We start from the raw sequence: 22,568 nt of genomic DNA, 5'->3' as shown, positions 1-22,568 counted from the left end.
CCCGGCGGCTCGGCGCTACTGCGCCGTCGCGATCTTCAGCTGCTTGATCTTCCGGTACAACGTCGCACGGCTGAGCTTGAGCGTACGCGCCGCCTCGGTGACGCGGCCGCCGTGCTTGCGCAGTGCCTCCACGATCGTAGCGCGCTCGGCTGCTTCGAGATCGGGCTCGGTCCGCCCTCCGAACGGCGGCAGATCGAGATCTGCATCCGTGATGAGGCCGTTCTCCGCGGTGCAACCGGCGAGCCGCAGCACGTGGCGAAGCTGGCGCATGTTGCCGGGATAGGGATAGGCCGACAACAGCGCCCAGGCCTGCTCTGAAAGCCTGCAGCCCGGCGCTTCCTCGCGCGCGATCTGGCGGATGATATCGTCGCGGTCGGCCCGCTCGCGCAGGGCCGGCAGCCGCACCGCGATCCCGCGCAGGCGGAAATAGAGATCGGCGCGGAAGGCGCCCTCCTCGGCCATGCGGCCGAGATCGCGATGGGTGGCGCTGATCAGGCGGATGTCGACCGCCACAGGCTTGAGCGCGCCGAGCGGCCAGACCTCGCGGTTTTCCAGAACCCGCAACAGGCGCGTCTGCAGCGCAATCGGCATGTCGCCGATCTCGTCCAGGAACAGCGTGCCGCCATGGGCCTGCACGATCAGGCCCTTCGAGCCGTCGCGGCGCGCGCCGGTGAAGGCGCCGGCCTCGTAGCCGAACAACTCGGCGTCGATCAGGCTCTCGGGCATCGCCGCGCAGTTCAGCGCGACATAATTGTTGCGCGCCCGGTTGCTCGCTGCATGAATGGCGCGCGCGAACACGTCCTTGCCGACGCCGGTCTCGCCCTGCAGCAGCACCGGTAGATCGCGATCGATGACGGCGCCGAGCCGCTTCACGCTCTTGACCATTTCGGGATCGCGGCCCGCGAGCCGATGCAGCGCATCGAAGCGATCAACGGGCGCGTCACGATGCGGCGCATGCGATCTCGCACGTACGGGCGGAGCAACATGCCCCTGCCCCAACGGACGGCCATCGCCATGGCGCAGCTCGACGATCTCGCCGGTGCCAAGCGCAGCGTGACGATCGAACTTGATGTAGCGCGAAAGGTCGATGCCGGAGGCGATCATGTCGTCAGTGAGGCCGAGCAGCGCACGCGCCGAGCGGCAGGCGCCGACGATGCGGCGGTCGTCGTCATAGGCGACGAGGCCGCTGCCGCCATCATCGGGCACGGTCGCGATCCAGGCATTGCGGAAATGCCCGCGAAAGATCGCACCCTCCATTCGCCGCGTTGCCTCCATCGTCACCGCGAGCGCAAGCTGATGCGCGGCGCGCTCCAGGTCCTCGCGACAGGAGGTGATGTTGACGGCACCGGCGAGCCGGCCGGCCTGATCGAACAGGGGTGCCACCGCGCACGAGAACATGTGCCATTGCGCGCGAAAATGCTCGTCGCGATGCACCAGGATCGGCTTCTCCTCCGCAAGCGCGGTGCCGAGCCCATTGGTGCCCTCGCAAGCCTCGGCGAAGTTGGAGCCGGTGTAGATCTTCCAGTCCAGAAACATCCTTGCGTCGGCTTCGCCCGGCAGGCGACTGAACAACATGGTCGCGTTTGCGTCAGCGAAATTGACGCAATAGCCGGCATCGCGCAGCACGCGAGCGAGATCGTCGAGTTCGGGCGTGACGAGCCGGATCGTCTCCTCCATAGGCTCGGCGACGTGGCGGATCTCGGCTTCGGTGAGGGTCTGCGGCGGGCCTTGCCGGGCGGGATCGAGCTTGTGGCTGATCAGGGAGCGCCGCCAGGAATTGGCAATTCGCGAAGAGGCATCGACGTCGGCCACATGATTGGCGACGGACAAGACACGGGCGACATGGTTCGAGGCCGAAAGGCTGGCCATCGCGGACGTCTCCACCCTGTATTATTGTGCAAAGTCTGGCACCACAGGCGGGGATGTCAATCGGGAACCGGGAAGCATGCGCGGCGCGATGCTTCCGTCGCGTCATTCTGGGGCGCGTAAGTGCGGAGCCGGACTCTCGAGATTCCGGGTTCGATGCTTCGCATCGCCCCGGAATGACGGCATCATTGGATTTGCTGCACCGCCCTCACCACGTGTCGATGCACGGCCGCTTCTTCGCCGTCCGCGCCGGCGGCTTTGGCACCGAACGGAGGCCGGCCATGATCCAGCGCCGCGTTTCGGCGGGGTCGATGACGTTGTCGATCTCGAACACCGAGGCGATCGAGACCGCCTTGCCGTTGGCGTAGAGCTCGGCGACCTTGTTGCGGTAATAGGTCTCGCGCTCCTCGGGGTCGGCGATCGCCTCCATCTCCTTGCGGAAGCCGAGCCGGACATAGCCTTCGAGCCCCATGCCGCCGAACTCGCCGGTCGGCCAGGCCGCGGTGAAGAACGAGGCGTGAAAGCCGCCGCCGATCATCGACTGCGCGCCGAGACCATAGCCCTTGCGCAGCACGATGCCGAACAGCGGAACCGTGAGGCTGGCGCCGGTCACGAACATGCGGGAGACATGGCGCACGATTGCGGTCTTCTCGGCTTCCGGACCGACCATGAAACCGGGCGTGTCGCAGAGCGAGACGATCGGCAGATCGAACGCGTCGCAGAGCTGGAGAAAACGCGCAGCCTTGTCGCCGGCGTCGGCGTCGATCGCGCCGCCGAGATGGCGCGGATTGTTGGCGATCAGGCCGAACGGCTTGCCTTCGATGCGAATCAGCGCGGTGATCATGCCGACGCCGTAGTCGCGCCGCAGCTCCAACACGCTGTTCTTGTCGGCGACGAGGTCGATTACGCTGCGGATGTCGTAGACGCGCAGGCGGTTCTCGGGAATGGCGCGGCGCAGCAGGCGCTGGTCGGCGGCCTCCCAATTCGTCACCGCGCCCTGGAAATAGGACAGATACTTCTGCGCATCCCTTGTCGCCTCCTCCTCATCCTCGACCAGGATATCGATGACGCCGTTCGGCGACTGGAACGAAGCCGGGCCGACCTCGGCCGGATGATAGACGCCGAGGCCGCCGCCCTCGATCATGGCGGGACCGCCCATGCCGATCGAGGCGTTCTTGGTCGCGATGATGACGTCGCAGCAGCCGAGCATCGCGGCGTTGCCGGCGAAGCAATAGCCGGAGACGACGCCGACCACCGGCACGAGGCCGGAGAGCCGTGCGAACTGCACGAAGGACGGGCCGTCGAGGCCGGTCATGCCGAGACGATCGGTATCGCCAGGCCGGCCGCCGCCACCTTCGGCATAGAACACCAGCGGCACGCGCCAGTCTTCCGCCAGCGTCAGCATACGGTCGATCTTCTTCTGGTTCATGTGGCCCTGCGTGCCCGCGAGCACGGTGTAGTCATAGGCCACGACGATGCAGCGCGCGCCTTCGGGCCCGAACTTCTCGGCGTTCACCGTGGCGACGCCCATGACGAGGCCGTCGGCCGGCGTGTTCTTGATGAGGTCGTCGAGCTTGCGCCGGCGGCGCTGCGCCGCGATCGCAAGGCTGCCGTATTCCATGAACGAGCCGTCGTCGACGAGCTGCGCGACGTTCTCGCGCGCGGTGCGCTGGTTGGTGTTGCGGCGCCGCTCGACCGAGGCCGGGCGGTTTTCGTCAAGCGTGTTGGCCTGGCGTGCGATCAGCTCGGCGAGATCGGGACGGATGTAGTCGAGATCGATGTCAACTTCCTGCGCCGCGCTATCGGCTGCGACATCGAGCGGCTCGAGATACATGATCGCTTCGCCATGCAGCAGCGTGTCGCCGTCGCCGGCGACGAGTTTTGTCACCCGCCCGCCCTGCTCGGCCATCACCAGATGCTCCATCTTCATGGACTCGATCACGGCAAGCTGCTGGCCCGGGCGTACGATCTCGCCTTCCTTCACCTGGATGGTGACGATGGTTCCCTGCAAGGGCGCCGCAACCATCACCGCACCTTCCGGCACGACCTGTGCGGCATGCGCTTCGGTGTCGTGCGCGTTGCCCCGCTCCGTCGCGGCAAAATAGAGCGGCTTGGCCGCGCCATCGGCGGCCTCGACGAGCTTTGCGATATTACGATCGATGAAGTCGGTTGCGATGCGGTTGGTCCTGAAATCGGGATGCGCGAGCACCGCCTGAAGGAAGGCGATGTTGGTGACGACGCCGTCGATCCGGAATTCGCGCAAGGCACGCGAGGCCTTGGCGACGACATCGTGCCAGGCCTCGCCCGGCGTATGCACGATCACCTTGGCCAGCAGCGAGTCGAAGGCAGCGCTGGTCTTGTAGCCGGCATAGCCAAAGCTATCGACGCGAACGCCGGGGCCCGACGGCGGCTCGAACACGGCGAGCACGCCGCCGGTCGGATGCGTCGTACCCGTCTCGTCCAGCGTCTCCATGTTGACGCGAAGCTGCATGGCATGGCCGCGCGGCTTCGGGATCGAGCCCTGCGCAAGACCCAGCGAAGCCAGCGTGCTGCCTGCGGCGACCGCGAGCTGGGCGCGAACGAGGTCGACGCCGAGCACCTCTTCGGTCACGGTGTGCTCGACCTGCAGCCGAGGGTTGGCCTCGATGAAGGCGAAGCTGTCCTCGGCGGTGCCGTCGACCAGGAACTCGAATGTGCCGAGATTGTCGTAGGAGGCGGCCGTCGCAAGCTGCTTCGCTGCATCGATGATGCGGCCGCGCAAGGGATCGCTCAAGGACGGGCTCGGCGCCACCTCGACCAGCTTCTGATGCCGGCGCTGGATGGTGCATTCGCGTTCCCAGAGGTGGGAAATCGCGCCATGACGGTCGCCGATGATCTGCACCTCGATATGGCGCGCCTGCCGGATCAGCCGCTCGGCATAGACGCCGTCGAAGCCGAAGGCCGCCTTGGCCTCGGACTGGCAGCGCGCATAGGCCTCGGCGAGATCGGCCGCATTCTCGACCACGCGCATGCCGCGCCCGCCGCCGCCAGCCATCGCCTTGATCACGATCGCCGCATTGCTGCCGAGCGAGGCAAAGAACGCCGTGATCTCCTCCAGCGAGGAAGGCCCGCTGGTGCCTGCGATGATCGGAACGCCGCAACGTTTTGCCAATTGCCGCGCTGCGACCTTGTCGCCGAACAGTTCGAGGGCGGCCGGTTTGGGCCCGACGAAGGCGATGCCTGCATCGGCGCAGGCCTTGGCGAATGCCGCATTCTCGCTGAGGAAACCGTAGCCGGGATGCACGGCATCACAGCCCGTGCTCTTCGCCGCCTTCACCACCGCATCGATGTCGAGATAGGCCCGGGCGCCCCGACCGGGGATTTCGACCGCCTCGTCGGCAACACGCACGTGCAGCGACATCGCGTCGTCGGCGGGATGGATCGCGACGGTTGCAATGCCGGCGTCGGCCGCCGCGCGCGCGATGCGGATGGCGATCTCGCCGCGATTGGCGATCATGAGCTTTTTGAACGACATCGTCTCTCTCATTCAGACAGCAGCAGGCAGATTTGGATCGAGGTCCTGCTTCTTCACCTTGCCCGTCGCCGTCAGCGGCAGGGCCTCGATAAGGCGCACTTCCGGAATCTTGTAGACGGCCATGCGCTCGGCGCACCAGGCGCGCAGGTCCGCCGCGGAGATGGTGCCGACCGCCTCGGGCTTGAGCTGGATATAGGCCACCGGCACCTGGCCCTTGTTCGGATCGTCGCGCCCGACGACGCCGGAGCCCAGCACCTTCGGATGCTGGCCGAGCAGCGCCTCGATCTCCGGCGGAAACACGCTCATGCCCTTGACCTTCAGCATCTCCTTGCGGCGGCCGAGGAAGTGCAGGAAGCCGTCCTTGTCGATAGTGCCGATGTCGCCGGTGCGCAGCCAGCCGTCGATCAGCGACTCCGCGGTCGCCTCCGGCTTGTTCCAGTAGCTCTTGAGCAGCGAGGGCGTGCGCACGCGGATCTCGCCTTCGGCGCCGAGCGGCAATAGCGCACCGGTCTCGAAATCGGTGATCTTGAACTCGGCGCCGGGCACCGGAAGGCCGACGAAGATCGGCTGATTGTTGAGATCGAAATCATCGTCCTGGAAGCCTGATGTGAACGTGTTGGAGGTGTGGGTCTCGGTCATGCCCCAGGCCGCCTCCATCAAGATCGTGCCGGTGAGATCCTTCCAGCGCCTGCGATAATCGGCATTGAGCTTCTTGACGAAGGAGACGACGCGCACCTGCTTCAAGGACGACAGGTCGAATTCGCTCCAACGCGGATGATCCATCAACTCGACCGCGCCGTCGACCGGCATCGCGGTGATGGTGACCTTGTACTTGTCGATCGCCGCCATCGCGCCGACGGCATCCCAGCGCGCGAGCAACACCAGCGTCCCGCCGGAGAACAGTGGGAAGATCAGGCCAAAATTCTCGCCAGCGATCCAGAACTCGGGAAAGAACGACAGGAACACGCTGCTCTCGTCCGAGAGCACAGAGATGCCGTAATTGGCGGCGGCCGTGTAGACCATGTCACGATGGGTATGGACGCAGCCCTTGGGCATGCCGGTGGTGCCGCCGGTGTAATTGAGTGCGGCGACGTCATCGAGCCCGGGCGGCGGTAGCGGCATGGGCGCGGGCATTGCCGCGAGCGCGGGCAACAGATCGGTCGCGGCTGGCACCGCGATTCGCGGCATGCGGATCGAGTCCGGTGCGGGAAATGCCGGCGCAGCAGGAACGACGTCGGCGAAGCTGGTAACGATGATCTCGCGCAGGCGCACCTCGCCGCGGACCTGCTCGACGACCGGCATGAGCTGGTCGAGGGCAACGATCACCTCGGCCTGGGTGTCGTTGAGCTCGTAGGACAGCTCGAACGCGCGCGACAACGGACTGACCGGGACGTGGATCGCGCCGAGCTTCAGGATGCCGAAGAACACGATGTGGAATTGCGGGCAGTTCGGCAAGAACACCGCAACGCGATCGCCCTTGCCCACGCCCTTCGCCGCCAGCAGCGCTGCAAAGCGGTCGCTCTGCCGGTCGAGATCCGCATAGGTCGTGACGTGGCCGTAAAAGATCACCACAGGACGCTCGGGGCTGCGCTTCGCCCAGGCGCGCAGATATTCCGTCAAGGGAACTTCGCCGTGCAGATAGTTCGGCGAACGCGGCAGGCCTTTCGGCCAGGCCTTGTCCCACAGGCTACGCAAGGTTGCGAGGTAGTCCTTCTCGTCGAGGCCCGCGTTCATGACGTCCTTCCCGTGCTGCTCTTCTTATCGCGAGGCACGCCCATGCCGTCGCGCGACGTCGTTACAGGTCGAGCACGGCAGAGTTCATGTCAAGGAAAACAGTTTTCCGCATCACGGTCGATGCCGCGACGCGGAAATACCAAGTGTCTTGCAGCGCGTTTCGTAACGCTGCCCGCATGCCAGCGACGAAGACGCTGACCTCGTCTTCGAGCAATTGCAGCTTCTGCGTCAGCCCGCGGCTCGATCGCAGCACAAGGCCGGCGGCCCGGCCGGTCTCAGCGGCCGCCTCGGGCGCGCGCTTCATGGCATCTGCGGCAACACGGGTGCGCTTCGAAGGATTCAAGATTGGATTTGTTTGAGGTATTCTTGCGGGGGCTTGCCAGGCCGGCTGCGGCGCGAGCTTCCGAGTGCATTCTAGAAGACCTCGATATCGCGCGTGCGAGCGTTGACTTGGGACACGCTCTGGCAGAACGATCGGCACAGATCAGAGGCGGCGTGCACGCCACAGACGCCGGAGGCGCCATGCATCAATCGACACATCGGGAATCGTTGGCCCTGCCGGCGCTGAGCGCCGCCGAGCGACTCTTCATCTGGGGATTCCGGGCCAAGGCGCGCAGCGGAGGCGCGGTTCCGACCGCAGCCAACATCCAGGAAGTATACGACCATTTCCGCGTCGGCGATGCCGTGCCATCGCTGGAATCAATCATCGAGATCTTCGCCTGCACGGCCCATACGGCCATCGAGGTGCACTGCCCGACCTGCCCCCGCATGTCGGACAGCGAGCAGGAAATCCTGCACGCCATCGCCGCGGCACAACAGGATCGCATCGATGTCGCGCGCGAACGGTTCGAGAGCTGGCTGCCGCCGGTCGGCGCCGATTGGGCGCTCGCGCCCGTGCGGGGATTGGCGACGATCTTCCGCATGGCGGGTCTCATCCTGCCAAACCGGCATCTGCGGTCCCTCGACCATGACCTGACCATGGCGATGAAGAGCTGGCTGGTCGGAAGCCCGACGTTGCACTGACGAGGCGTTCATGCCCCCGGATATTTGCGGCTCTGTGGCGGCGCCGGACGCCGGTCAGCCGCAGCTCTGTCCGCTCCAGCCCGCGCTCGCGGCACGCCCCAGCGTCGAAAGCTATGATGATTTCTGCCGCGTCGCGCTGTCGCTGTTCCGCTTCATCGGGGCGGCCTACACGACCGGCGCGTCCGATTGCTGGGAGGCGGCCTATCGCTTCGCCGACGAGGCGCCGGGCATCTCCGACAGTCCGCTGCTGGTGGCGCGGGCCGCCGCGCTCGTCAGGATCCTGCGCAGCGGCCGGCCCTGCGAGCTGTGCTTCATGCCACCGTCCTGCCGACGCCTGTCGAAGGACGAAGCCGGATTGATGCAATTGCTGGCGGTCGCGCGCCGCAAGCAGCCGGGCGAACTCGAATCCATCGTCGGCCAGCTCGTCGGCTCCGGCAAGGAAGATGCGGCGACACGGGCCGTCAACGCGCTCGCATTGTGCTGACACCTAAAGCGCGATGAGATTTGGATGAATCGTCATCGCGCTTTCGGTTGTTGCTTACGCATGATCTTTGCGGAAAACCGCTTCGTACTTTTCCGAATCATGCTTTAACCGCTTTTCCTGCCGAGCACGAGGTCGATCGTGTGCGCGGCGATCTTGCGCAATTGCGGCTCGTCGCCGAAGGCACGTTCGAGCACGGCGAGGCCGCGCGTCACGGTGATGATGTGCAGCGCGGTGGCCGCGGGATTGCCTTTGAACTCGCCGCGCTCCGCGCCATCTGACAACGTGTCCTGAACCAGTGCGGTGATGCGCGAGATGAGGCCCGCAAAGGCCTGGCGCGCTTCTTCATCGAGCCCCTCGCCTTCGGCGGCGCCGAGCTCCATCAAACCGCGTGTGGTCGGGCAGCCGCGGGGCGGCGAGCCGGAGCGGAAATTGGTGATGGTGAGATCGAAGAACGCGGTGAGGCGCTTTCGCAAGCTGCCGTTACCGAGCGCCTTTTGAAGCCCCATCAGATACTCGCCTGCGTAACGTTCATAGGCCTGCAGGAAGAGCGCTTCCTTGCTGCCGAAGGCGTTGTAGAGGCTGCCGCGCTGGACGCCGGCGTCGCGCGCGATGTCGGACAGCGAGGTGCCGCGAACGCCCTTGCGCCAGAACTGGTCGAACGCGATGCGCAGGACCTCGTTGTAATCGAATTCGCGCGGCCTCAAACCCTGCCCTCCAAAATATTTGACACGGTGTCAAGAACATGCTTTCTAGACATCGTGTCAAAAATTGACCGGGATTGATAGCCCGTTTCCTCATCCATTTCAGCAACCGGCCAAGCCGGCGGCGTCCACGTTCGCCTCGCCGGTCAGGCCCGCACGCAAAGGGACGCGCGATGCCCCTCCTCCATATCTCGATGCGCGCCGGCAAGCCTCAAGCCTACCGGCAGGCGGTTCTCGATGGCCTTTACCGCGCCATGCGCGAGGCGCTGAACGTACCCGAGAACGATGCGTTCATGGCCATCACCGAGCATGAGCCGGCCAATTTCCGCTGCGGCAATGCTTACGGCGTCGAGCGCAGCGACGACGCGGTGCTGATCCAGATCACCGTGTTCGCCTCGCGCACGCCAGAACAGAAGAAAGCGCTGTATCGCCGGATCGCGGACCTTCTCGGCGAAAGCCCCGGCATCCGCCCCGAGGACGTGTTCGTGAACGTGCTCGATGCCACCAAGGAGAACTGGTCCGTCGGTCACGGCATCGCGCAGTTCGCGTGAGCCTGGCGGATCTGCCGATCCCCTCTTGAGAATTTTCGGCCGGAAGGGTCTGATAGGCTGCGGAGCAAACCTCCAGCGAGCTGAGCTCAGGACGAACGGCATGACCATGTCGGTCGAGCAATTGTGGAGCCTGCCGGAAACGGCGCTCATTGGCGCCTATGCGGAGGCGCGACGGCGCTATGCGGAAAAGAAGTTCGAGCGCGACACCCAGCGGGCGCGGCTCGAATGGATCCGCGCGAAGCTGTTCGTCAACAGCCAGGGCAACGTGACCGAACGCAAGATGGCAGTCGACGTTTCCGAGGAGCTGGCGCGCAAGGGCCAGGAGGTGCGCGAGATGACGCGCGACCTCGACATGCTGAAGATCGAGGTGGACGTGATCGACACCATGATCCGGCTCCGCGGGGCGCACGGGGCGCAACCCGTCCACGTGGAAGAAGCCGTCGACAAGCCTGCAGAGCCGGAGGGGGAGTGAGATGACGGCATTCCGCGGAAGCTGCCTGTGCGGCGAGGTCGCGTTCGAGGTCGAGGGTCCGTTCGAGCGCTTCCTCAACTGCCATTGCTCGCGCTGCCGCAAGGCGACCGGGACGGCGCATTCCTGCGAAGTGATCGTGAGGGCGGGGGCGCTGCACTGGTTGCGCGGCGAAGCTTCCGTCGCGCGCTTCGACCTGCCCGGCGCGCGCAGCTTTGCGACCGCTTTCTGCAAGATCTGCGGCAGCCCGATGCCGCACCTCACGCGCAGCGGACGCGAAGCGATCATCCATGCCGGCGCGTTCGACGAGAAGCTGGATGCGACGCCCGACCGGCATGTGCATTGGACGTCGCGCGCCGCATGGTACAACCATGGCGACGGCTTGCCGGTTGAGGATTAGACAAAAAACAACCTCCATGTTGACACGGATCAATGGCGCTCACGCGCCGCCGGCCCAGGATTTATTCGGCTGGTAATCAACATGAAGGACAGATGACGCCATGATGCAGACCTGTTTGCGCAGCCGCGCTCTCGCGCTGGCAGCGACATTGATGTTTGCGGGCACCGGATTCGCCGCGGCCTGCTCGCGCGTGCTCTGGGCCGACAATGGCCAAGCCGCCGTGGTCACCCGCAACCTCGATTGGGTTGAGGACATGCGCTCCAACCTGTGGGCCTTTCCACGTGGTATTACGCGCAGCGGGCTCAGCGGCGACGACAATTCGATCAACTGGACATCCAAATATGGCAGCGTCGCCGCTTCCTCTTACGACGTCGGAACGGCCGACGGCATCAACGAGAAGGGCTTGATCGCCAACGCGTTGTGGCTGGCCGCCTCCGACTACGGCAAACGCGATCAGCGCGTGCCGGGACTGTCGCTCAGCCTGTGGACGCAGTACATGCTCGACAATTTCGCCACGGTCGCCGAGGCCGTGGCCGCGACCGAGAAGCGCGATTTCCAGATCGTCCCCACGTCCTTCGTGGTCGCCGGCGCCGACATGGCCGTGACCATTCACCTGTCGCTGGCGGACGCGAGGGGCGATTCTGCGATCATCGAGATCACGGGCGGCACGCCTCATGTCTATCACGACCGCTCCTACACGGTCATGACCAACGACCCGCCCTTCGCCGAGCAACTGAAGAACCTGCAGCGCTATCAGGGCTTCGGCGGCACAGAACGATTGCCTGGCACGACCGAGGCAGCCGACCGGTTCGTTCGCGCGGCCTATTATCGACAGCACCTGCCCAAGCCGAGCAATTACCGCGAGACCGTCGCTGGCGTGCTCTCCATCGCGCGCAACGTGGCGCAGCCGTTGGGCAGTTCGGACGCCCGCCATCCGGATTTGTCGCACACCATCTGGCGCACGGTCGCCGACGCCACCGACCGCATCTATTTCTTCGAGTCGGTGCTCAGCCCCAACATCGTATGGGTCCGCCTCGATGGCTTGGACTTTGCCGCAGGAGCTCCGGTGCGCAAGCTCGACCTCGTGCACGAGAGCGGCGACCTCGTCGGCGACGTGACAGGGGCGTTCACGCCGAGCGAGCCGCTTGTGTTCCGCAAAGGAGGATTGTGACCCGGCAGGCGTCTGCAAAAGACCGATTTTGTGACGTGCACTGTGGCTTCACCCGGTCACTAAGCTTGTTGCCATGATGCTGTCGAGCTCGGCCTTCGAGAGAACGCCGAGTTCGGCGATGAACACGATCCGGGCGCGCGGCACGTCCGGTGTCGACGCCTCACCCGGGGCCAGCGTGGCGCGGCCGGCGGCGAATTGAAACACCATCTGGCGGCCGGGCTGCTCGACCGTCTCGAACAGGCCTTTTGCGCGCGCCAGCTTCGGTGCCAGCTGGCCGATCGCCTGCTGCAGGCGCGGCAGCGAGAGCGGGTGGTCCGACGTCCAGCTCAGCGTTTCGAAGCGCTCCTCTGCCGGGCGTTTCGGTCCCGGCGCGCGCGGCGCGGGCGCGCGATCGACATGCGCGGGGAACAGCAGCGCAGACGGAATCTCGCCGTGTGTCGCATCGACGATTACGGCGGGCACGCGCTGTGCGCGAATCGCCGCGCGCATCCGCGCACCCGCGCCTGCGTCCGCCAGATCCAGCTTGCTCAGCGCCACGATATCGGCAACCCGCAATTGGGAACGGTGGAGGGCATCGTCCAGCGCGGCCGGCGGCGTGCCGGCGTCCATCACGCAAAGCACCGTCTCCAGCTGCGCCTCGCGCAGGATCACGGGATCCATCAGATTGCGGACGATGTCGGCGGGGTCGGCGACGCCGCTGGTCTCGATGACGATGTATTCGGGCTTCGGATCGCGCCGCAGCAGCGTCGAGAGCGTGCGCAGCAGATCGCCTTCGAGCGAGCAGCAGATGCAGCCATTGACGAGGCTCACCACGCCGTCGCTGGCTCCCGCGATCAGCTCCGCATCGATGTTGATGGCGCCGAAATCGTTGACCACGGCGGCGATGCGCCGTCCCTCCGCATGCGCCAGCAGATGGTTCACGACCGTGGTCTTGCCCGCCCCCAGAAAGCCCGTGACCAGGAGAATCGGGACCGGCATGGCTCAGCCCTCGACGACGGGACGGCGCACCGGCTTGCCCGGCCGCGCCGTCACATCGAGCACGCCGTCGCTGATCAACGGCTGGCCGCTGACCACGAGATGCCGCACCCCTTCCGACGGGCGGTTCATCGCCGTGAAGGTGGCGCGGTCGGACAGTTTTTCATAGTCGAACACGACGATGTCGGCATCGGCGTCCTTGGCGAGCCGTCCCTTGGCGCGCATCGCCGGCGTGCTCTGCGACAAGATCTCGGCCGGGATCAGCGCGCATTTGCGCACGCCTTCCAGCAGCGATACCGCCTTTCGCTCGCGCACCCATTCGCGGATGAACTTCGTGAAGCAGCCGGCCGAGCGCGGATGCGAGGTGGCGTCGTCCGGCAGCGGCCAGGCATCGCCGGTGTAGGTCTTGCCGTCCGACGTCGTCCACGGCATCGCATCGGAGGCGATGGCGCCACCGGGATACAGCACCGACATGTCGAGCAGGTCGCGGTGATGCGCATTGTTCTCGGTGTCGAGGATGTGCCAGAGCACCAGCGAGGACGGCTCCTCGGCCTGCGCCTTCAAGAGCTCCTCGCGGTCGTGAAAGCGATAGCCGTCGGTGACGCGCTGCACGGAATCGTATCCGGTGCCGTTGCGCTCGACGAATTCGGGGTCGCTGAAGAAGGCGGCGGCCAGCACGGTCGAACCGGTGCCATAAGGATAGGCTTCCACCGTGATCGGCAGGCCCTGCGCCTGCGCTTTGGCGATCAGCACGCGGCAGCGCTCGACGTCGGTCTTGCTCGACGAGTTGAAATGGCAGATGTGCATGTGCGCGCCGGTGGCGCCGGCATAGCCGATCAGGCGGATATAGGCTTCCACTGCGCTCTCTGGGTCGATCCGCGACATAAAGGCGACGTGGGTGAAGGTCGGCACGTCCTTGGCAGCGGCGAGCTGGCAGACCGCAGTCAGCTCCTGCACGCCGGCGCCCGGCGCATAAGCATTGAGGATGCCGATGCCGATGCCGCCCTCGTTGAGGCCGCGGCCGAGACGTTCGAGAATGCCCGCGATTTCCGCATCGGTCGCCACATTGTCCATCCAGCGGCGGTCGCGCATGGCATTGCCGAACGCCTCCAGTGAGCTCTCGGCGTTGGAGCCCGTCATCGCGCCGATGCGTGCGAACGCCCAATTGGTGGCGGCGCCGTAGTTCAGCACGCGGCCTTTCCTGGCCTGGCGCTCATACCAGGACCCGACCGGCAGCACGCCGGCCTCGAGATCGAGCGTGGTCGTGACGCCGTCGAACGCCTGCATGCGGTCGGCCGGGATCGACTGGCCATGGGCGTGCAAATCGATGAAGCCGGGCGCGACCACGAGCCCTGTGGCATCGATCACCCGCTCGGCGCCGCCGAGGCCCGTGCCGACTGCGGCGATCCTGCCGTCCACCACCGCCACGTCGCCGATGGCGTCCATCCCACTCGCGGGATCCACCACCCGGCCGCCAGAGATCACCAAACCGCTCATATCGTCACTCCGAAAAGCTGAAAGCCAAAAGCCCCCGAAGTCCCGGCAGCTTCGGAGGATGAGACCGGCCACGTCGCGGGACCGTCCCGGCGCGCATGATGCAGATTCTGGAGGGAAGGACCACCGCTGCGGATGCGGATGCTGCATGCGTGTTGCCGCGCAGCGACCGTGAAAGGGTGCCGGCAGGATGCAGTCTCGGGTTGCAAGTTGGCCAGGGTCAAGCTATGGGATGCGCGCAATTCCAATTTCTGGAGGCGACAATGTCGACGACTGTCCGCTTCCCGGGTTCGCCGCGCGATACCTAGCGCGTCCCCCGGGATCGATTCCCCGGGTGAGATCACAAACCCCATATCAGATCGAATTTGCCGCGGCCTGTCGGCGCGCGATTGCGAACCTGTGTCATGACACTCAATATCCTGCCGGCGCCTTGTCAGGTGGCCGGACGTTCCGAGCTGCTCGAACGGCGGCTTCGGCGATATCATCCGCGCTTCCAGAACGCCGCACGTGCCCTGGCCGCGCGGCACCCGCGCCTGGCCGACCTCGCCGCGAGCTTTCCCGCGCTCCTCTTCGCGCTGGCCGTTCCGCGGGCAGGGCTCGATCCGTCACGCGCGATAGCATGCGTGGTCGACGGCGCTCCCCTCGCGCAAGCCGCCGCGCCTGCCGATCTGCCCCTGTGGCTGCGCAGGCTGCCGCCGGAGGCATTCGTGTGCCCGGTCCCACGCCTGCCTGACGGCGAGCTGTTTCGCCGACAGATCGCGAACCACCTTCCGCGCTCGCTCAAGCTCGCGCCATGCTGGCTTCAGCTGGTCGCCGACACCGCCGAGCTCGCGCATGAGCCGATGGCTGTGTGGATCGCGCGTGAATTCGTCCGCGAGCCGCGACGTGTTCGGACTGCGCGATTGCGGCTGATCTGTCTCTGGGCGTGGTTTTGCTCTCAGCCGGCGACATTGGGGCACGATCTGATCGAGAGGCCGTGGACGCCGGACCTGCGGATCGATGCCGCACGTTCGGCCGCAGAGGATTGGCAAACGGTCATTGCCTTGCAAACCAATCTCGGCCGCCGGCCGATCGCCGACATGTGGCTGCGGCCCGGCCGGATCGCAGGCTATGAATTCGTGCCGCTGGATTGCATGGCCGCCGTCATCGCAGAGGCGAAGGCGATGAAGAACTGCCTCAACTCGTATGGCGCCGATCTCGCCCACAATCGATCGCGGCTCTGGAGCATTCGGAAGGAGGGAGAAAGGGTCGCCACGTTGCGGATCGCGCGCCGCTACCGCGATCCGCTGCCGAACATCGTCGAGCTCGAAGGTCCCGGCAATGCGACGGCATCGCAGGAGCTGTGGTGGGCGGCTCGTCAATGGCTGCACAAGCACGACTTGTCGCAGATCGACATGAGGCAACGTACTGGGGAAAGCGCGCCGCTGGATCGCGAAAGCTGGATGTCGCTGTGGCGGCCGTACTGGCTCGCCAAGCGCCGCATTCCGGACTGGTTGCCAATGGCGCCGTCGCGCAAGGCCCTCGAAGCACTGTGAGTTGAAATGGAAGGGGGCTCCGCCGTCTTCTCGCCTCCATTGTCATTCAGGGAGCTGGGCGGGGCGGCGTTACGGTGGGCAAGGTTCCTCGAGGTTCCGTGTGATCGTCCGACGTTTTCTGCAACGAAACTCGCATTCCGTTTCGCGCCGCACTTTTCTCGGCGGGCTTCTGTCGGCAGGCAGCGCGCTCGCGCTCGGCGGATGCGCTGGCCTCGGTGCGACCGGCGCGCGCTTCGACGCCTCGTCGCTCTCGCTCGACCCGACGTTGCTGGTCGTCACCACGCGCAAGCCCGTGAACGGCGCCCGCGCGAAGCCTTGGTTTGGGCCGGAGCGCGCGACCAACATGAGGGTGGCGCAGGCACATTTGGTGGCCCCGGATGAGAGCCGTCTCTCTCTCGCCTCGGTCGGCCTCGGCGATTGGCGCCTTGACCGGGTCGAACCGGTGTCAGCCGAAATTGGCGATCTGGCTGCGCAGGCCGGCGGAGGCGACGTGCTGATCTATGTGCACGGCTTCAAGCAGACGTTCGAGACGGCGGTGCTGGACGGCGCCCATCTCTCCGATGGAATCAAGTTCCGCGGCCGGACCCTGGTGTTCTCCTGGCCTTCCAAGGCAGGACTGTTCGACTACGCCTACGACCGCGACAGCGCGATGTGGTCGCGCGACAATTTCGAGCGCATGCTCTCCGCGCTGGTCTCGGCACCGGGCGGCGGACGTGTGCACATCGTCGCGCACAGCATGGGGACGATGCTGACGCTGGAAAGCCTGCGTCAGCTCCATGCGCGATACGGTGACACGGTCACGAGCAAGATCGGCGCGGTGGTGTTCGCCGCGCCCGACATCGACATGGACGTGTTCTCGTCGGCGATTCAGCGCATCGGCCCGCTAGCCGGCAAGATCACCGTGATCGCATCGACCAACGATCGCGCACTGGCGCTGTCGGGACAGATCGCAGGTGGAATGACGCGGGTCGGCGCGGCCGAGAAAGCCGCCATCGCGCGGCTCGGTGTGCGCGTGGTCGATGCCTCCCAGGAAGGCTGGGGCCTCATCAACCACGACCTGTTCCTATCGAATACGGAAGTGCAGCAGGTGATCCGCCGCTCGATCGACGGCACGACGGCGTGAGGGAGCCTCGGCGGCGTCATGGAGACAGCCACTCCAGGCCATAATCGTTCCGGCTTCGAGGGAACTTGATCGGCTATCGGGCGGCGGCCCTGATCGAAATGGCCGCTCTCTGGGGGATGTCCCCGGGACTCGACGGCATGCCAACAGGTTGAGACTCTTACTTTTGAAGACTGGCTTCCACGGCCTGCATTAGCGTGACATTTCGATTCTTGTCGCAATATCGCGTCACTTTTCCGGCGTTTCGTTCAACCGCCTGAGTGTCCACAACCGGGTCGTTTCTTTGACCGGCGCGATAGCCGCTGAGCCAGATCGCGACCGTTCGATTGCTCGCTACCTTGTTGTGCAGAAATTGCTCGCAAGTGATCTTCGAGACGTCGATGGTGACTTGCGAATATGCTGCGGAGGTCGACAGACATGCAAACAGCACCCAAACTAGCCCAAATCTCGACATTCGCGTTCTCCCTGCGGATCCTATCCAATGGTGAGGGGCCGAAGCTAATAAGGATTGATCTGAATCAAGCAAATCACGAGGGCACCGCGCCAATCTGGGCAGCATGAATCTTACGTCGTTGCCGCAAGGTCTCTGTCTCGGTTCTTTCGAACACCTATCGGACGTGCAGGATTTCCAGCCGTCACAACTCCCTCAGGTACATTTGCGAGAACTACAGAACAAGCACCAATCACGGCGCCGTCCTCGATAAGAACTCCGGGTCCAACAAAGGCGCGTGCAGCGACCCAGCACTCCGACCCTATTTTTATGCCCGGTGCTTGGATCGGAAATGAAAGATCCAGATGATCATGCGTAGCTGAACTTAAATAGACTTCTGGAGAGACCACGGTGTGCTCTCCAATTGTAATTCTCTCTATGCTATCGAGAACAACATTTTCACCAATCCACGAATTTTCGCCGATCTCGACCTTCCACGGATATGTGGCGCGTACGCCAGGGCGAATAATGACGTTGCGGCCGATTCTCGCTCCGAACAGCCGCCATGCAAATCTTCGCCACCCATAGAATACTTGTGGCATCGGGCGGATAAGACAGGCGTCGAATATCCACCAAAACTGAACGAACCAAGCCGGCCTACCGCGAATGCCAGGCGGACGAACAAAGATGGAAAGGTCTTGGTAACGCCTCATAGCAAGCACTCCCGGTAACAAGCGAGAAGATGACGGGCGGATCGTTCCCAAGTCAGTCTTGCTCGGCCGAAGTTCTCGCCGCGACGACCCATTGCGTCCCTTAACGACGAATCTTGTAATAAGAGAACGACGCTCTGTCTTAGAGAAGAGATTGAGAGCTCCTCGCCCACCACCAAACCGGCGCCTGCGCTCAATACGTATGGCCAGGAATTCACATTCCTACTGACAATAAGAGGAATTCCGCTTTGCATCGCCTCTGCGACTGTTATCGCGAAGTTTTCTTGCTCGGAGGGCAGTAAGAAGATTTCAGCTGATGCATATGCCCCCCATTTTTCGGAGCCCTGCAGCCAGCCCGTCATCAGCACATGATGCTGCAGCTCGTACTTCTCTACGAGTTGCTGGAGCCGGTGCTCGTAGGATGCCGCCCCTCTGCCGACGATCGTTAGGAGCACATCAGGAAATGCTTGGACGACGGCTGGCAGCATCGAAATTATGTGCTCGAGCCCCTTCTTATGATCCAGCCTCCCCAGAAAGAGAAGTTGGCGCCGGCCTCTAGCCATTGGAAAGCGAGTCAGGAAGGCCGATCCGAGACGCGATCTGCGATCGCCAGTTGGGGCATCCGCTCCCAGAGGCACGATGAAGCTTTTCGTTGGCATCCCCAATTGAGAGTTTGCCAGATCCCTCTCTTCTCTTGTTGTGTATACTACTCCCGCCGCTCCAGCGATAATCTTGGCCTCGACCAGCGGAAGGTAGATTGCCTTCCGCCATCGCTTTGTCCGCAAAGAATATGGGTCCAAGTACCCATGTGGCATCACGCAGTACGGCTTTCGCAGTCGAAGACATATGCGCCAGAGCAAAACATTCAGAGCCCCCCATAAAGTATGAAGATGAACAAGGTCGGCTCGCCTAACAGCTGCGACAATCTTCCTTCTTGTGGATCCGCTGGAGAGTAGAGAAAGTCTCGACTCAGGAAGCACCGTCGAAGGCGCAAGCCGGTCCAGATCTGCTCTGAAAGCACTCTCGTCTTTCTCGCAGAACATTGTGGTCGTAATGATTTCAGCCGTGTGTTCGTAACGCTCGAGCTCACGGATGAAATGGCGAATGGCAACCGGCGGTCCACCGGCGTGAGGATGCATATATGGAATCACATGCAGGATTCGCATGCCATCTCCGCTTCTGTTCGCCTGAGCCCCGCCGCCAACGACCATAGCGACGACGCCTATTCGGCTGCATGCGGCTCCATCTGATTAAGGCGTTCGAAGACGTGCAGCCATTCTTGAGCTCCGCGTTGTGGCGTCAATTTCCTGGCTTTGCTCCTTGACGACGATCCGAACGGCTGGATAGCAACTGGATTCTTCACGAACCACTCCATAGCTTCCCGCAGCCGGATCGGATCTCCTGCGGGGACCACAAAGCCGTTTACGCCGTTCATGACCAACTCAGCCCCCGCCCCGACCTGGTCTGAGCATATGATTGGCATTCCGGCTGCAAGTGCTTGGTTTATGACAACACCCCAGCCATCGTAACGACTCGGCAGCACAAACACATCAGCTTCACCGAAGAATCGCGCCAGCTGATCGGGCGGCTGAAACCCGAGGTACCGAATCTTGCGGCGAGCGTCGGGGGATACAGCGGATATAAAACTGCCGAGCTCGGCTTCTCTCCCCAAGAGCAGAAGCTGTGCGCGCGAGCCGCAGCTGACCAATTGATCGAACGCCTTAAAAAGCAAATCTATACCCTTGCGATGGATCATCTGACCGCAAAACAGAAAGGTTAAGTGGGGCCCGCAAGGCGAACTTCGGCGCAGCTTGAAGAAAGCAGACAGATCGCAACAATAGGGAATGGAAAAGTGCGGGGCCAAAGGAAATCGCGCCGCGAAGTCCAATTCTGCTCGCCGGCCTATTCCGACAACTGCGGTGGCGCGCAGTATGGGCGCAGTCAGGACGCGCTGTGCGTGGGCTTCCCATCCGAGGCGTTTTTCGAAGCGTTCTCCCCAATAGAGCCAGCGAAGACCTTTGAGGCCGCGCATCAGCCGTTGTCCCGTCCAAGAGGAGACGAAGGTGCTTAGGACCACATAATCCGATGTTGAAAGGTCTGGAAGCCCCCAGTTTACGTAGACCCGTCTGCCCAGCAACGGGAGAAAAAATCCGGGCAGGATTCTTTCATATGGCCGAAGCTGTTCTGCAGGCCAAGGATTATCGGGCGAAGTGCCGTCAATATACAAGACCCGCAAACTAAGCTCGCCACGAGATGCAAGCGCATCGAATAGGTCTCGCTGATAAGGCGCGGGAACGATCGATACGAAAGTTACGTCCAATCGCCGCGTCATGACACCAGAAGCGTCTGCCCTAGATGATGAGCCAAGAGGGTTGCTGCAGGGCGAATCCGACGTGCCGTTTCGAAATGCCACCCCCTCAATCTACTGGTATAAGCGCCGGCAAGCAGCGGTCCGACGACATAGAATCTCTCAGAGGCCTCCAACTGCTCATTGACACGAAAACCTCTCCCCGAGTCGTTAACCGTACAAAGGCCTTTCGAAATCAAATCCCTGATAATCTTCGAATTCGATCGAATCGACGGTTCTTCGAAACCTCTACAGTTTACCACGACAGGAAATGGCGTCGGGTGCGTGAAGACTTGCTCGTTAGAACCGACGTATTGAGCGCAAGCAAAGGCCTCGCATGTTGGTTTGAGATGGACCAACTCCCCCTTACAAATCGATAGCTTTCCTTCAGCAAGAAGTCGTTGAGGAACATCCAAATATTCGTGCCCCGCTCGTCGTATGAGCTTTGTAAAGGCGCCGCCCCATCTATTCTGGAAAACTACTTGCTCAGCGTCTGGAAGGAGCTTTGTCAATTCGGGCACTAGGTGCACGATATGGCTAAGACCAGATCGACCTCGCTCCCGGAATGCTTCGAGGTCCTTGAGAAGAGCGTCCATGATATCGCGCGCTTGCAAGTCAGCTTTGTGTCGTGTGGCAGCTAGATGCTCTGGGTACGGATCGCATGCATCAGACTTGCCGAGATGCTCAGGCAATGTCCCCCCGCGCGAGATGATAACGAGTTGGTCTAGCGCCACAGCAGAGTTGCTCGCCAGATGGTAGATCACCTCTAGCGCAGTGGCGTTAGAGCCTACGACCAGGATGTTGCGCTTTCCCGCAGGGGCAGTCGAGAGGCCTTTGTTGATGCGAGATAGGCTGCAGGTTATCGATGGTTCATAGGGATGATCCACGATGGTCGCGGAGAACGCTTGGCCATCGATAAATGGTTCTAATGACGAATATTGCGGGTTACCAACAGCCAAGACAACTGCGTAGGATGTGAGGGTATGCGCTCCAGTGCTTGCGCTGATGGTGAGCTCCCAAGAGGCATCGCACCTCCTGGTCTGTATCGCCTCGCCGGCGATCTGAGATACTCGTGCGATGCCATTCGCGCGAGCCGTCGCGATAGCATCGACGACTTTCGCCCTCGTATAGTCCCCAAACAATTGCCGCGGGAGAAAAATTGAGCCCCACTTTTGACGTTCAATCAGATTGCAGTTTCTTTCGAACCATCGTGCGGCTAGATCGCCTCCCTCTGCAATTATCTCCTTCCAGTTGAGCTTGTTCAGCCAGGAAAAGAAGCCATCCTTGTCTTCGAGCGGAAGGAAATCATCCAAGTTCGTGATCATCAAGGAATTGAACGACGAACGCGTTCCGCAGCTAACGCCCGTCCAGAACATCGCGTCCTTCTCGATAACCGCAATTGAGACGGTTCGGGCAACGCAGCGGGATTTCAGCTCTTCCAGAAGCGCGAGCAGTGTGTAGCAGCAAGAAAGACCGCTTCCAACGATGGTCAGATCAAATCTGTTTTCTGACCGAATTGATCGTACGCTCAAAGAACGCTTCCGAGTTCAAAATGCAACAGATCGAGAAATGACGCGATGTTACATTCCGTAGCGCTTCTTGTCCAGGAGAAGGCGAGCCCGGCTTAGATACGACTTTTGGTTGAGGTGCGGCTTTCTCGATCGACTGCATGGTTTGCAGCGCACTCGAGGACTGTACAACGCCACAAGCTTCCGACCAGAATTAGTGCTGGAGTTTGTCGAATCTCTCAGATTTCGGATCTCGTCTGACGGAAGCTTATCTCGAGCCCCGTCCAGCTTCTGGAGGTTCGCAAAGCGACCGCGAGAATCGAATTGCTGATGCGCGAAAGTGGCGTGCAACTTTGGCCGGAGGCTGACAGGCCGAGCTATATCTTCAGCCATATGGGCGGCAGCTCACTAGATCCTTGAGCTTTCTCAGGGCTGTTCTTACTGGAAGGAGCGTGAACAGGCGGGCGGTAGAGAACCACCACAAAGCCCTCTGCGCCTTCCTTTCGTGACCAACTTACCGACGGGCGATTAGCGAA

At 63.0% G+C, this 22,568-nt stretch carries 20 protein-coding genes; 8 read left to right on the top strand and 12 right to left on the bottom strand.

The window, feature by feature from the left end; all coding sequences use genetic code 11:
* Positions 1 to 15: 15 nt before the first annotated feature.
* The 4 genes from P6U31_RS06955 to P6U31_RS06940 form a co-directional block, all read right to left on the bottom strand.
* Positions 16 to 1,869, bottom strand: a complete 1,854-nt coding sequence (locus tag P6U31_RS06955; protein ID WP_407187487.1) for a sigma-54-dependent Fis family transcriptional regulator — start codon at positions 1,867 to 1,869, stop codon at positions 16 to 18.
* A gap of 205 nt (positions 1,870 to 2,074) precedes the next feature.
* Entirely contained in the window at positions 2,075 to 5,380 is a 3,306-nt protein-coding gene (locus tag P6U31_RS06950) for a carboxyl transferase domain-containing protein (protein WP_407187486.1), read from the bottom strand.
* A gap of 12 nt (positions 5,381 to 5,392) precedes the next feature.
* A complete protein-coding gene (locus P6U31_RS06945) occupies positions 5,393 to 7,114 on the bottom strand; it encodes an AMP-binding protein (RefSeq protein ID WP_407187485.1) in 1,722 nt (573 codons plus the stop codon).
* A gap of 61 nt (positions 7,115 to 7,175) precedes the next feature.
* Positions 7,176 to 7,418 (bottom strand): hypothetical protein, encoded by a 243-nt coding sequence (locus tag P6U31_RS06940; protein WP_407187484.1) that lies wholly within the window; start codon positions 7,416 to 7,418, stop codon positions 7,176 to 7,178.
* 218 nt (positions 7,419 to 7,636) lie between these two features.
* Here P6U31_RS06940 and P6U31_RS06935 point away from each other — a divergent pair, with 218 nt between their 5' ends.
* Complete coding sequence (locus tag P6U31_RS06935; RefSeq protein ID WP_407187483.1) at positions 7,637 to 8,137, top strand: hypothetical protein; 501 nt, start codon at positions 7,637 to 7,639, stop codon at positions 8,135 to 8,137.
* A 10-nt stretch (positions 8,138 to 8,147) separates the two neighbouring features.
* The gene (locus P6U31_RS06930; protein ID WP_407187482.1) at positions 8,148 to 8,621 is read left to right on the top strand and encodes a hypothetical protein; all 474 of its coding nucleotides are present in this window, start codon (positions 8,148 to 8,150) and stop codon (positions 8,619 to 8,621) included.
* A 104-nt stretch (positions 8,622 to 8,725) separates the two neighbouring features.
* Here the strand turns inward: P6U31_RS06930 and P6U31_RS06925 are convergent, their stop codons facing one another.
* Positions 8,726 to 9,325: a TetR/AcrR family transcriptional regulator gene (locus tag P6U31_RS06925; protein WP_407187481.1), complete on the bottom strand. Its 600-nt coding sequence runs from the start codon at positions 9,323 to 9,325 to the stop codon at positions 8,726 to 8,728.
* Between the two features lie 170 nt (positions 9,326 to 9,495).
* Between P6U31_RS06925 and P6U31_RS06920 the strand changes: the two genes are divergently transcribed.
* From P6U31_RS06920 to P6U31_RS06905, 4 genes are all read left to right on the top strand, one after another.
* Positions 9,496 to 9,873: a tautomerase family protein gene (locus tag P6U31_RS06920; protein ID WP_407187480.1), complete on the top strand. Its 378-nt coding sequence runs from the start codon at positions 9,496 to 9,498 to the stop codon at positions 9,871 to 9,873.
* A 100-nt stretch (positions 9,874 to 9,973) separates the two neighbouring features.
* On the top strand, positions 9,974 to 10,345 hold the full coding sequence (locus P6U31_RS06915) for a hypothetical protein (protein ID WP_407187479.1): 372 nt from the start codon (positions 9,974 to 9,976) through the stop codon (positions 10,343 to 10,345).
* A gap of 1 nt (position 10,346) precedes the next feature.
* Complete coding sequence (locus P6U31_RS06910; RefSeq protein ID WP_407187478.1) at positions 10,347 to 10,742, top strand: GFA family protein; 396 nt, start codon at positions 10,347 to 10,349, stop codon at positions 10,740 to 10,742.
* 100 nt (positions 10,743 to 10,842) lie between these two features.
* On the top strand, positions 10,843 to 11,913 hold the full coding sequence (locus P6U31_RS06905; protein ID WP_407187477.1) for a linear amide C-N hydrolase: 1,071 nt from the start codon (positions 10,843 to 10,845) through the stop codon (positions 11,911 to 11,913).
* A 48-nt stretch (positions 11,914 to 11,961) separates the two neighbouring features.
* On the opposite strand, the gene P6U31_RS06900 is transcribed toward P6U31_RS06905, so the two are convergent.
* Positions 11,962 to 12,891 (bottom strand): CobW family GTP-binding protein, encoded by a 930-nt coding sequence (locus P6U31_RS06900; RefSeq protein WP_407187476.1) that lies wholly within the window; start codon positions 12,889 to 12,891, stop codon positions 11,962 to 11,964.
* Positions 12,892 to 12,894: 3 nt separating this feature from the next.
* Positions 12,895 to 14,385 (bottom strand): amidohydrolase family protein, encoded by a 1,491-nt coding sequence (locus P6U31_RS06895; RefSeq protein WP_407187475.1) that lies wholly within the window; start codon positions 14,383 to 14,385, stop codon positions 12,895 to 12,897.
* Positions 14,386 to 14,786: 401 nt separating this feature from the next.
* On the opposite strand from P6U31_RS06895, the gene P6U31_RS06890 reads away from it, so the two are divergent.
* Both P6U31_RS06890 and P6U31_RS06885 read left to right on the top strand, forming a co-directional pair.
* Positions 14,787 to 15,917 carry a hypothetical protein gene (locus P6U31_RS06890; protein ID WP_407187474.1) on the top strand — a complete coding sequence of 377 codons (1,131 nt, stop codon included), beginning with the start codon at positions 14,787 to 14,789 and terminating at the stop codon, positions 15,915 to 15,917.
* A gap of 100 nt (positions 15,918 to 16,017) precedes the next feature.
* Entirely contained in the window at positions 16,018 to 17,040 is a 1,023-nt protein-coding gene (locus tag P6U31_RS06885) for an alpha/beta hydrolase (protein ID WP_407187473.1), read from the top strand.
* A 157-nt stretch (positions 17,041 to 17,197) separates the two neighbouring features.
* Here the strand turns inward: P6U31_RS06885 and P6U31_RS06880 are convergent, their stop codons facing one another.
* The 5 genes from P6U31_RS06880 to P6U31_RS06860 all read right to left on the bottom strand — a co-directional run bounded on the left by P6U31_RS06880 (position 17,198) and on the right by P6U31_RS06860 (position 22,056).
* On the bottom strand, positions 17,198 to 17,491 hold the full coding sequence (locus P6U31_RS06880; RefSeq protein WP_407187472.1) for an HdeA/HdeB family chaperone: 294 nt from the start codon (positions 17,489 to 17,491) through the stop codon (positions 17,198 to 17,200).
* A gap of 110 nt (positions 17,492 to 17,601) precedes the next feature.
* Positions 17,602 to 18,180 (bottom strand): WcaF family extracellular polysaccharide biosynthesis acetyltransferase, encoded by a 579-nt coding sequence (locus P6U31_RS06875; protein WP_407187471.1) that lies wholly within the window; start codon positions 18,178 to 18,180, stop codon positions 17,602 to 17,604.
* Complete coding sequence (locus P6U31_RS06870; RefSeq protein WP_407187470.1) at positions 18,177 to 19,343, bottom strand: glycosyltransferase; 1,167 nt, start codon at positions 19,341 to 19,343, stop codon at positions 18,177 to 18,179. Before P6U31_RS06870 ends, P6U31_RS06875 begins: the two co-directional genes overlap by 4 nt.
* A 56-nt stretch (positions 19,344 to 19,399) precedes the next feature.
* Positions 19,400 to 20,209, bottom strand: coding sequence for a glycosyltransferase family 4 protein (locus P6U31_RS06865; RefSeq protein ID WP_407187469.1), 810 nt, complete (start codon positions 20,207 to 20,209; stop codon positions 19,400 to 19,402).
* 296 nt (positions 20,210 to 20,505) lie between these two features.
* Positions 20,506 to 22,056, bottom strand: a complete 1,551-nt coding sequence (locus P6U31_RS06860) for an FAD/NAD(P)-binding protein (RefSeq protein WP_407187468.1) — start codon at positions 22,054 to 22,056, stop codon at positions 20,506 to 20,508.
* Positions 22,057 to 22,568: the final 512 nt, after the last annotated feature.

Source organism: Bradyrhizobium centrosematis (assembly GCF_045571495.1).
Lineage (GTDB): Bacteria > Pseudomonadota > Alphaproteobacteria > Rhizobiales > Xanthobacteraceae > Bradyrhizobium > Bradyrhizobium centrosematis.
The sequence above is the reverse complement of the archived record's forward strand: the minus strand, read 5'-3'. Positions and strand labels throughout refer to the sequence as shown.

Coding starts and splice junctions, on each gene's coding strand:
- P6U31_RS06955 (WP_407187487.1), bottom strand. CDS start 1,869: ATGGCCAGCCTTTCGGCCTCGAACCATGTCGCCCGTGTCTTGTCCGTC.
- P6U31_RS06950 (WP_407187486.1), bottom strand. CDS start 5,380: ATGTCGTTCAAAAAGCTCATGATCGCCAATCGCGGCGAGATCGCCATC.
- P6U31_RS06945 (WP_407187485.1), bottom strand. CDS start 7,114: ATGAACGCGGGCCTCGACGAGAAGGACTACCTCGCAACCTTGCGTAGC.
- P6U31_RS06940 (WP_407187484.1), bottom strand. CDS start 7,418: ATGAAGCGCGCGCCCGAGGCGGCCGCTGAGACCGGCCGGGCCGCCGGC.
- P6U31_RS06935 (WP_407187483.1), top strand. CDS start 7,637: ATGCATCAATCGACACATCGGGAATCGTTGGCCCTGCCGGCGCTGAGC.
- P6U31_RS06930 (WP_407187482.1), top strand. CDS start 8,148: ATGCCCCCGGATATTTGCGGCTCTGTGGCGGCGCCGGACGCCGGTCAG.
- P6U31_RS06920 (WP_407187480.1), top strand. CDS start 9,496: ATGCCCCTCCTCCATATCTCGATGCGCGCCGGCAAGCCTCAAGCCTAC.
- P6U31_RS06915 (WP_407187479.1), top strand. CDS start 9,974: ATGACCATGTCGGTCGAGCAATTGTGGAGCCTGCCGGAAACGGCGCTC.
- P6U31_RS06910 (WP_407187478.1), top strand. CDS start 10,347: ATGACGGCATTCCGCGGAAGCTGCCTGTGCGGCGAGGTCGCGTTCGAG.
- P6U31_RS06905 (WP_407187477.1), top strand. CDS start 10,843: ATGATGCAGACCTGTTTGCGCAGCCGCGCTCTCGCGCTGGCAGCGACA.
- P6U31_RS06900 (WP_407187476.1), bottom strand. CDS start 12,891: ATGCCGGTCCCGATTCTCCTGGTCACGGGCTTTCTGGGGGCGGGCAAG.
- P6U31_RS06895 (WP_407187475.1), bottom strand. CDS start 14,385: ATGAGCGGTTTGGTGATCTCTGGCGGCCGGGTGGTGGATCCCGCGAGT.
- P6U31_RS06890 (WP_407187474.1), top strand. CDS start 14,787: ATGACACTCAATATCCTGCCGGCGCCTTGTCAGGTGGCCGGACGTTCC.
- P6U31_RS06880 (WP_407187472.1), bottom strand. CDS start 17,491: ATGTCGAGATTTGGGCTAGTTTGGGTGCTGTTTGCATGTCTGTCGACC.
- P6U31_RS06875 (WP_407187471.1), bottom strand. CDS start 18,180: ATGAGGCGTTACCAAGACCTTTCCATCTTTGTTCGTCCGCCTGGCATT.
- P6U31_RS06870 (WP_407187470.1), bottom strand. CDS start 19,343: ATGCGAATCCTGCATGTGATTCCATATATGCATCCTCACGCCGGTGGA.
- P6U31_RS06865 (WP_407187469.1), bottom strand. CDS start 20,209: ATGCGCGGCCTCAAAGGTCTTCGCTGGCTCTATTGGGGAGAACGCTTC.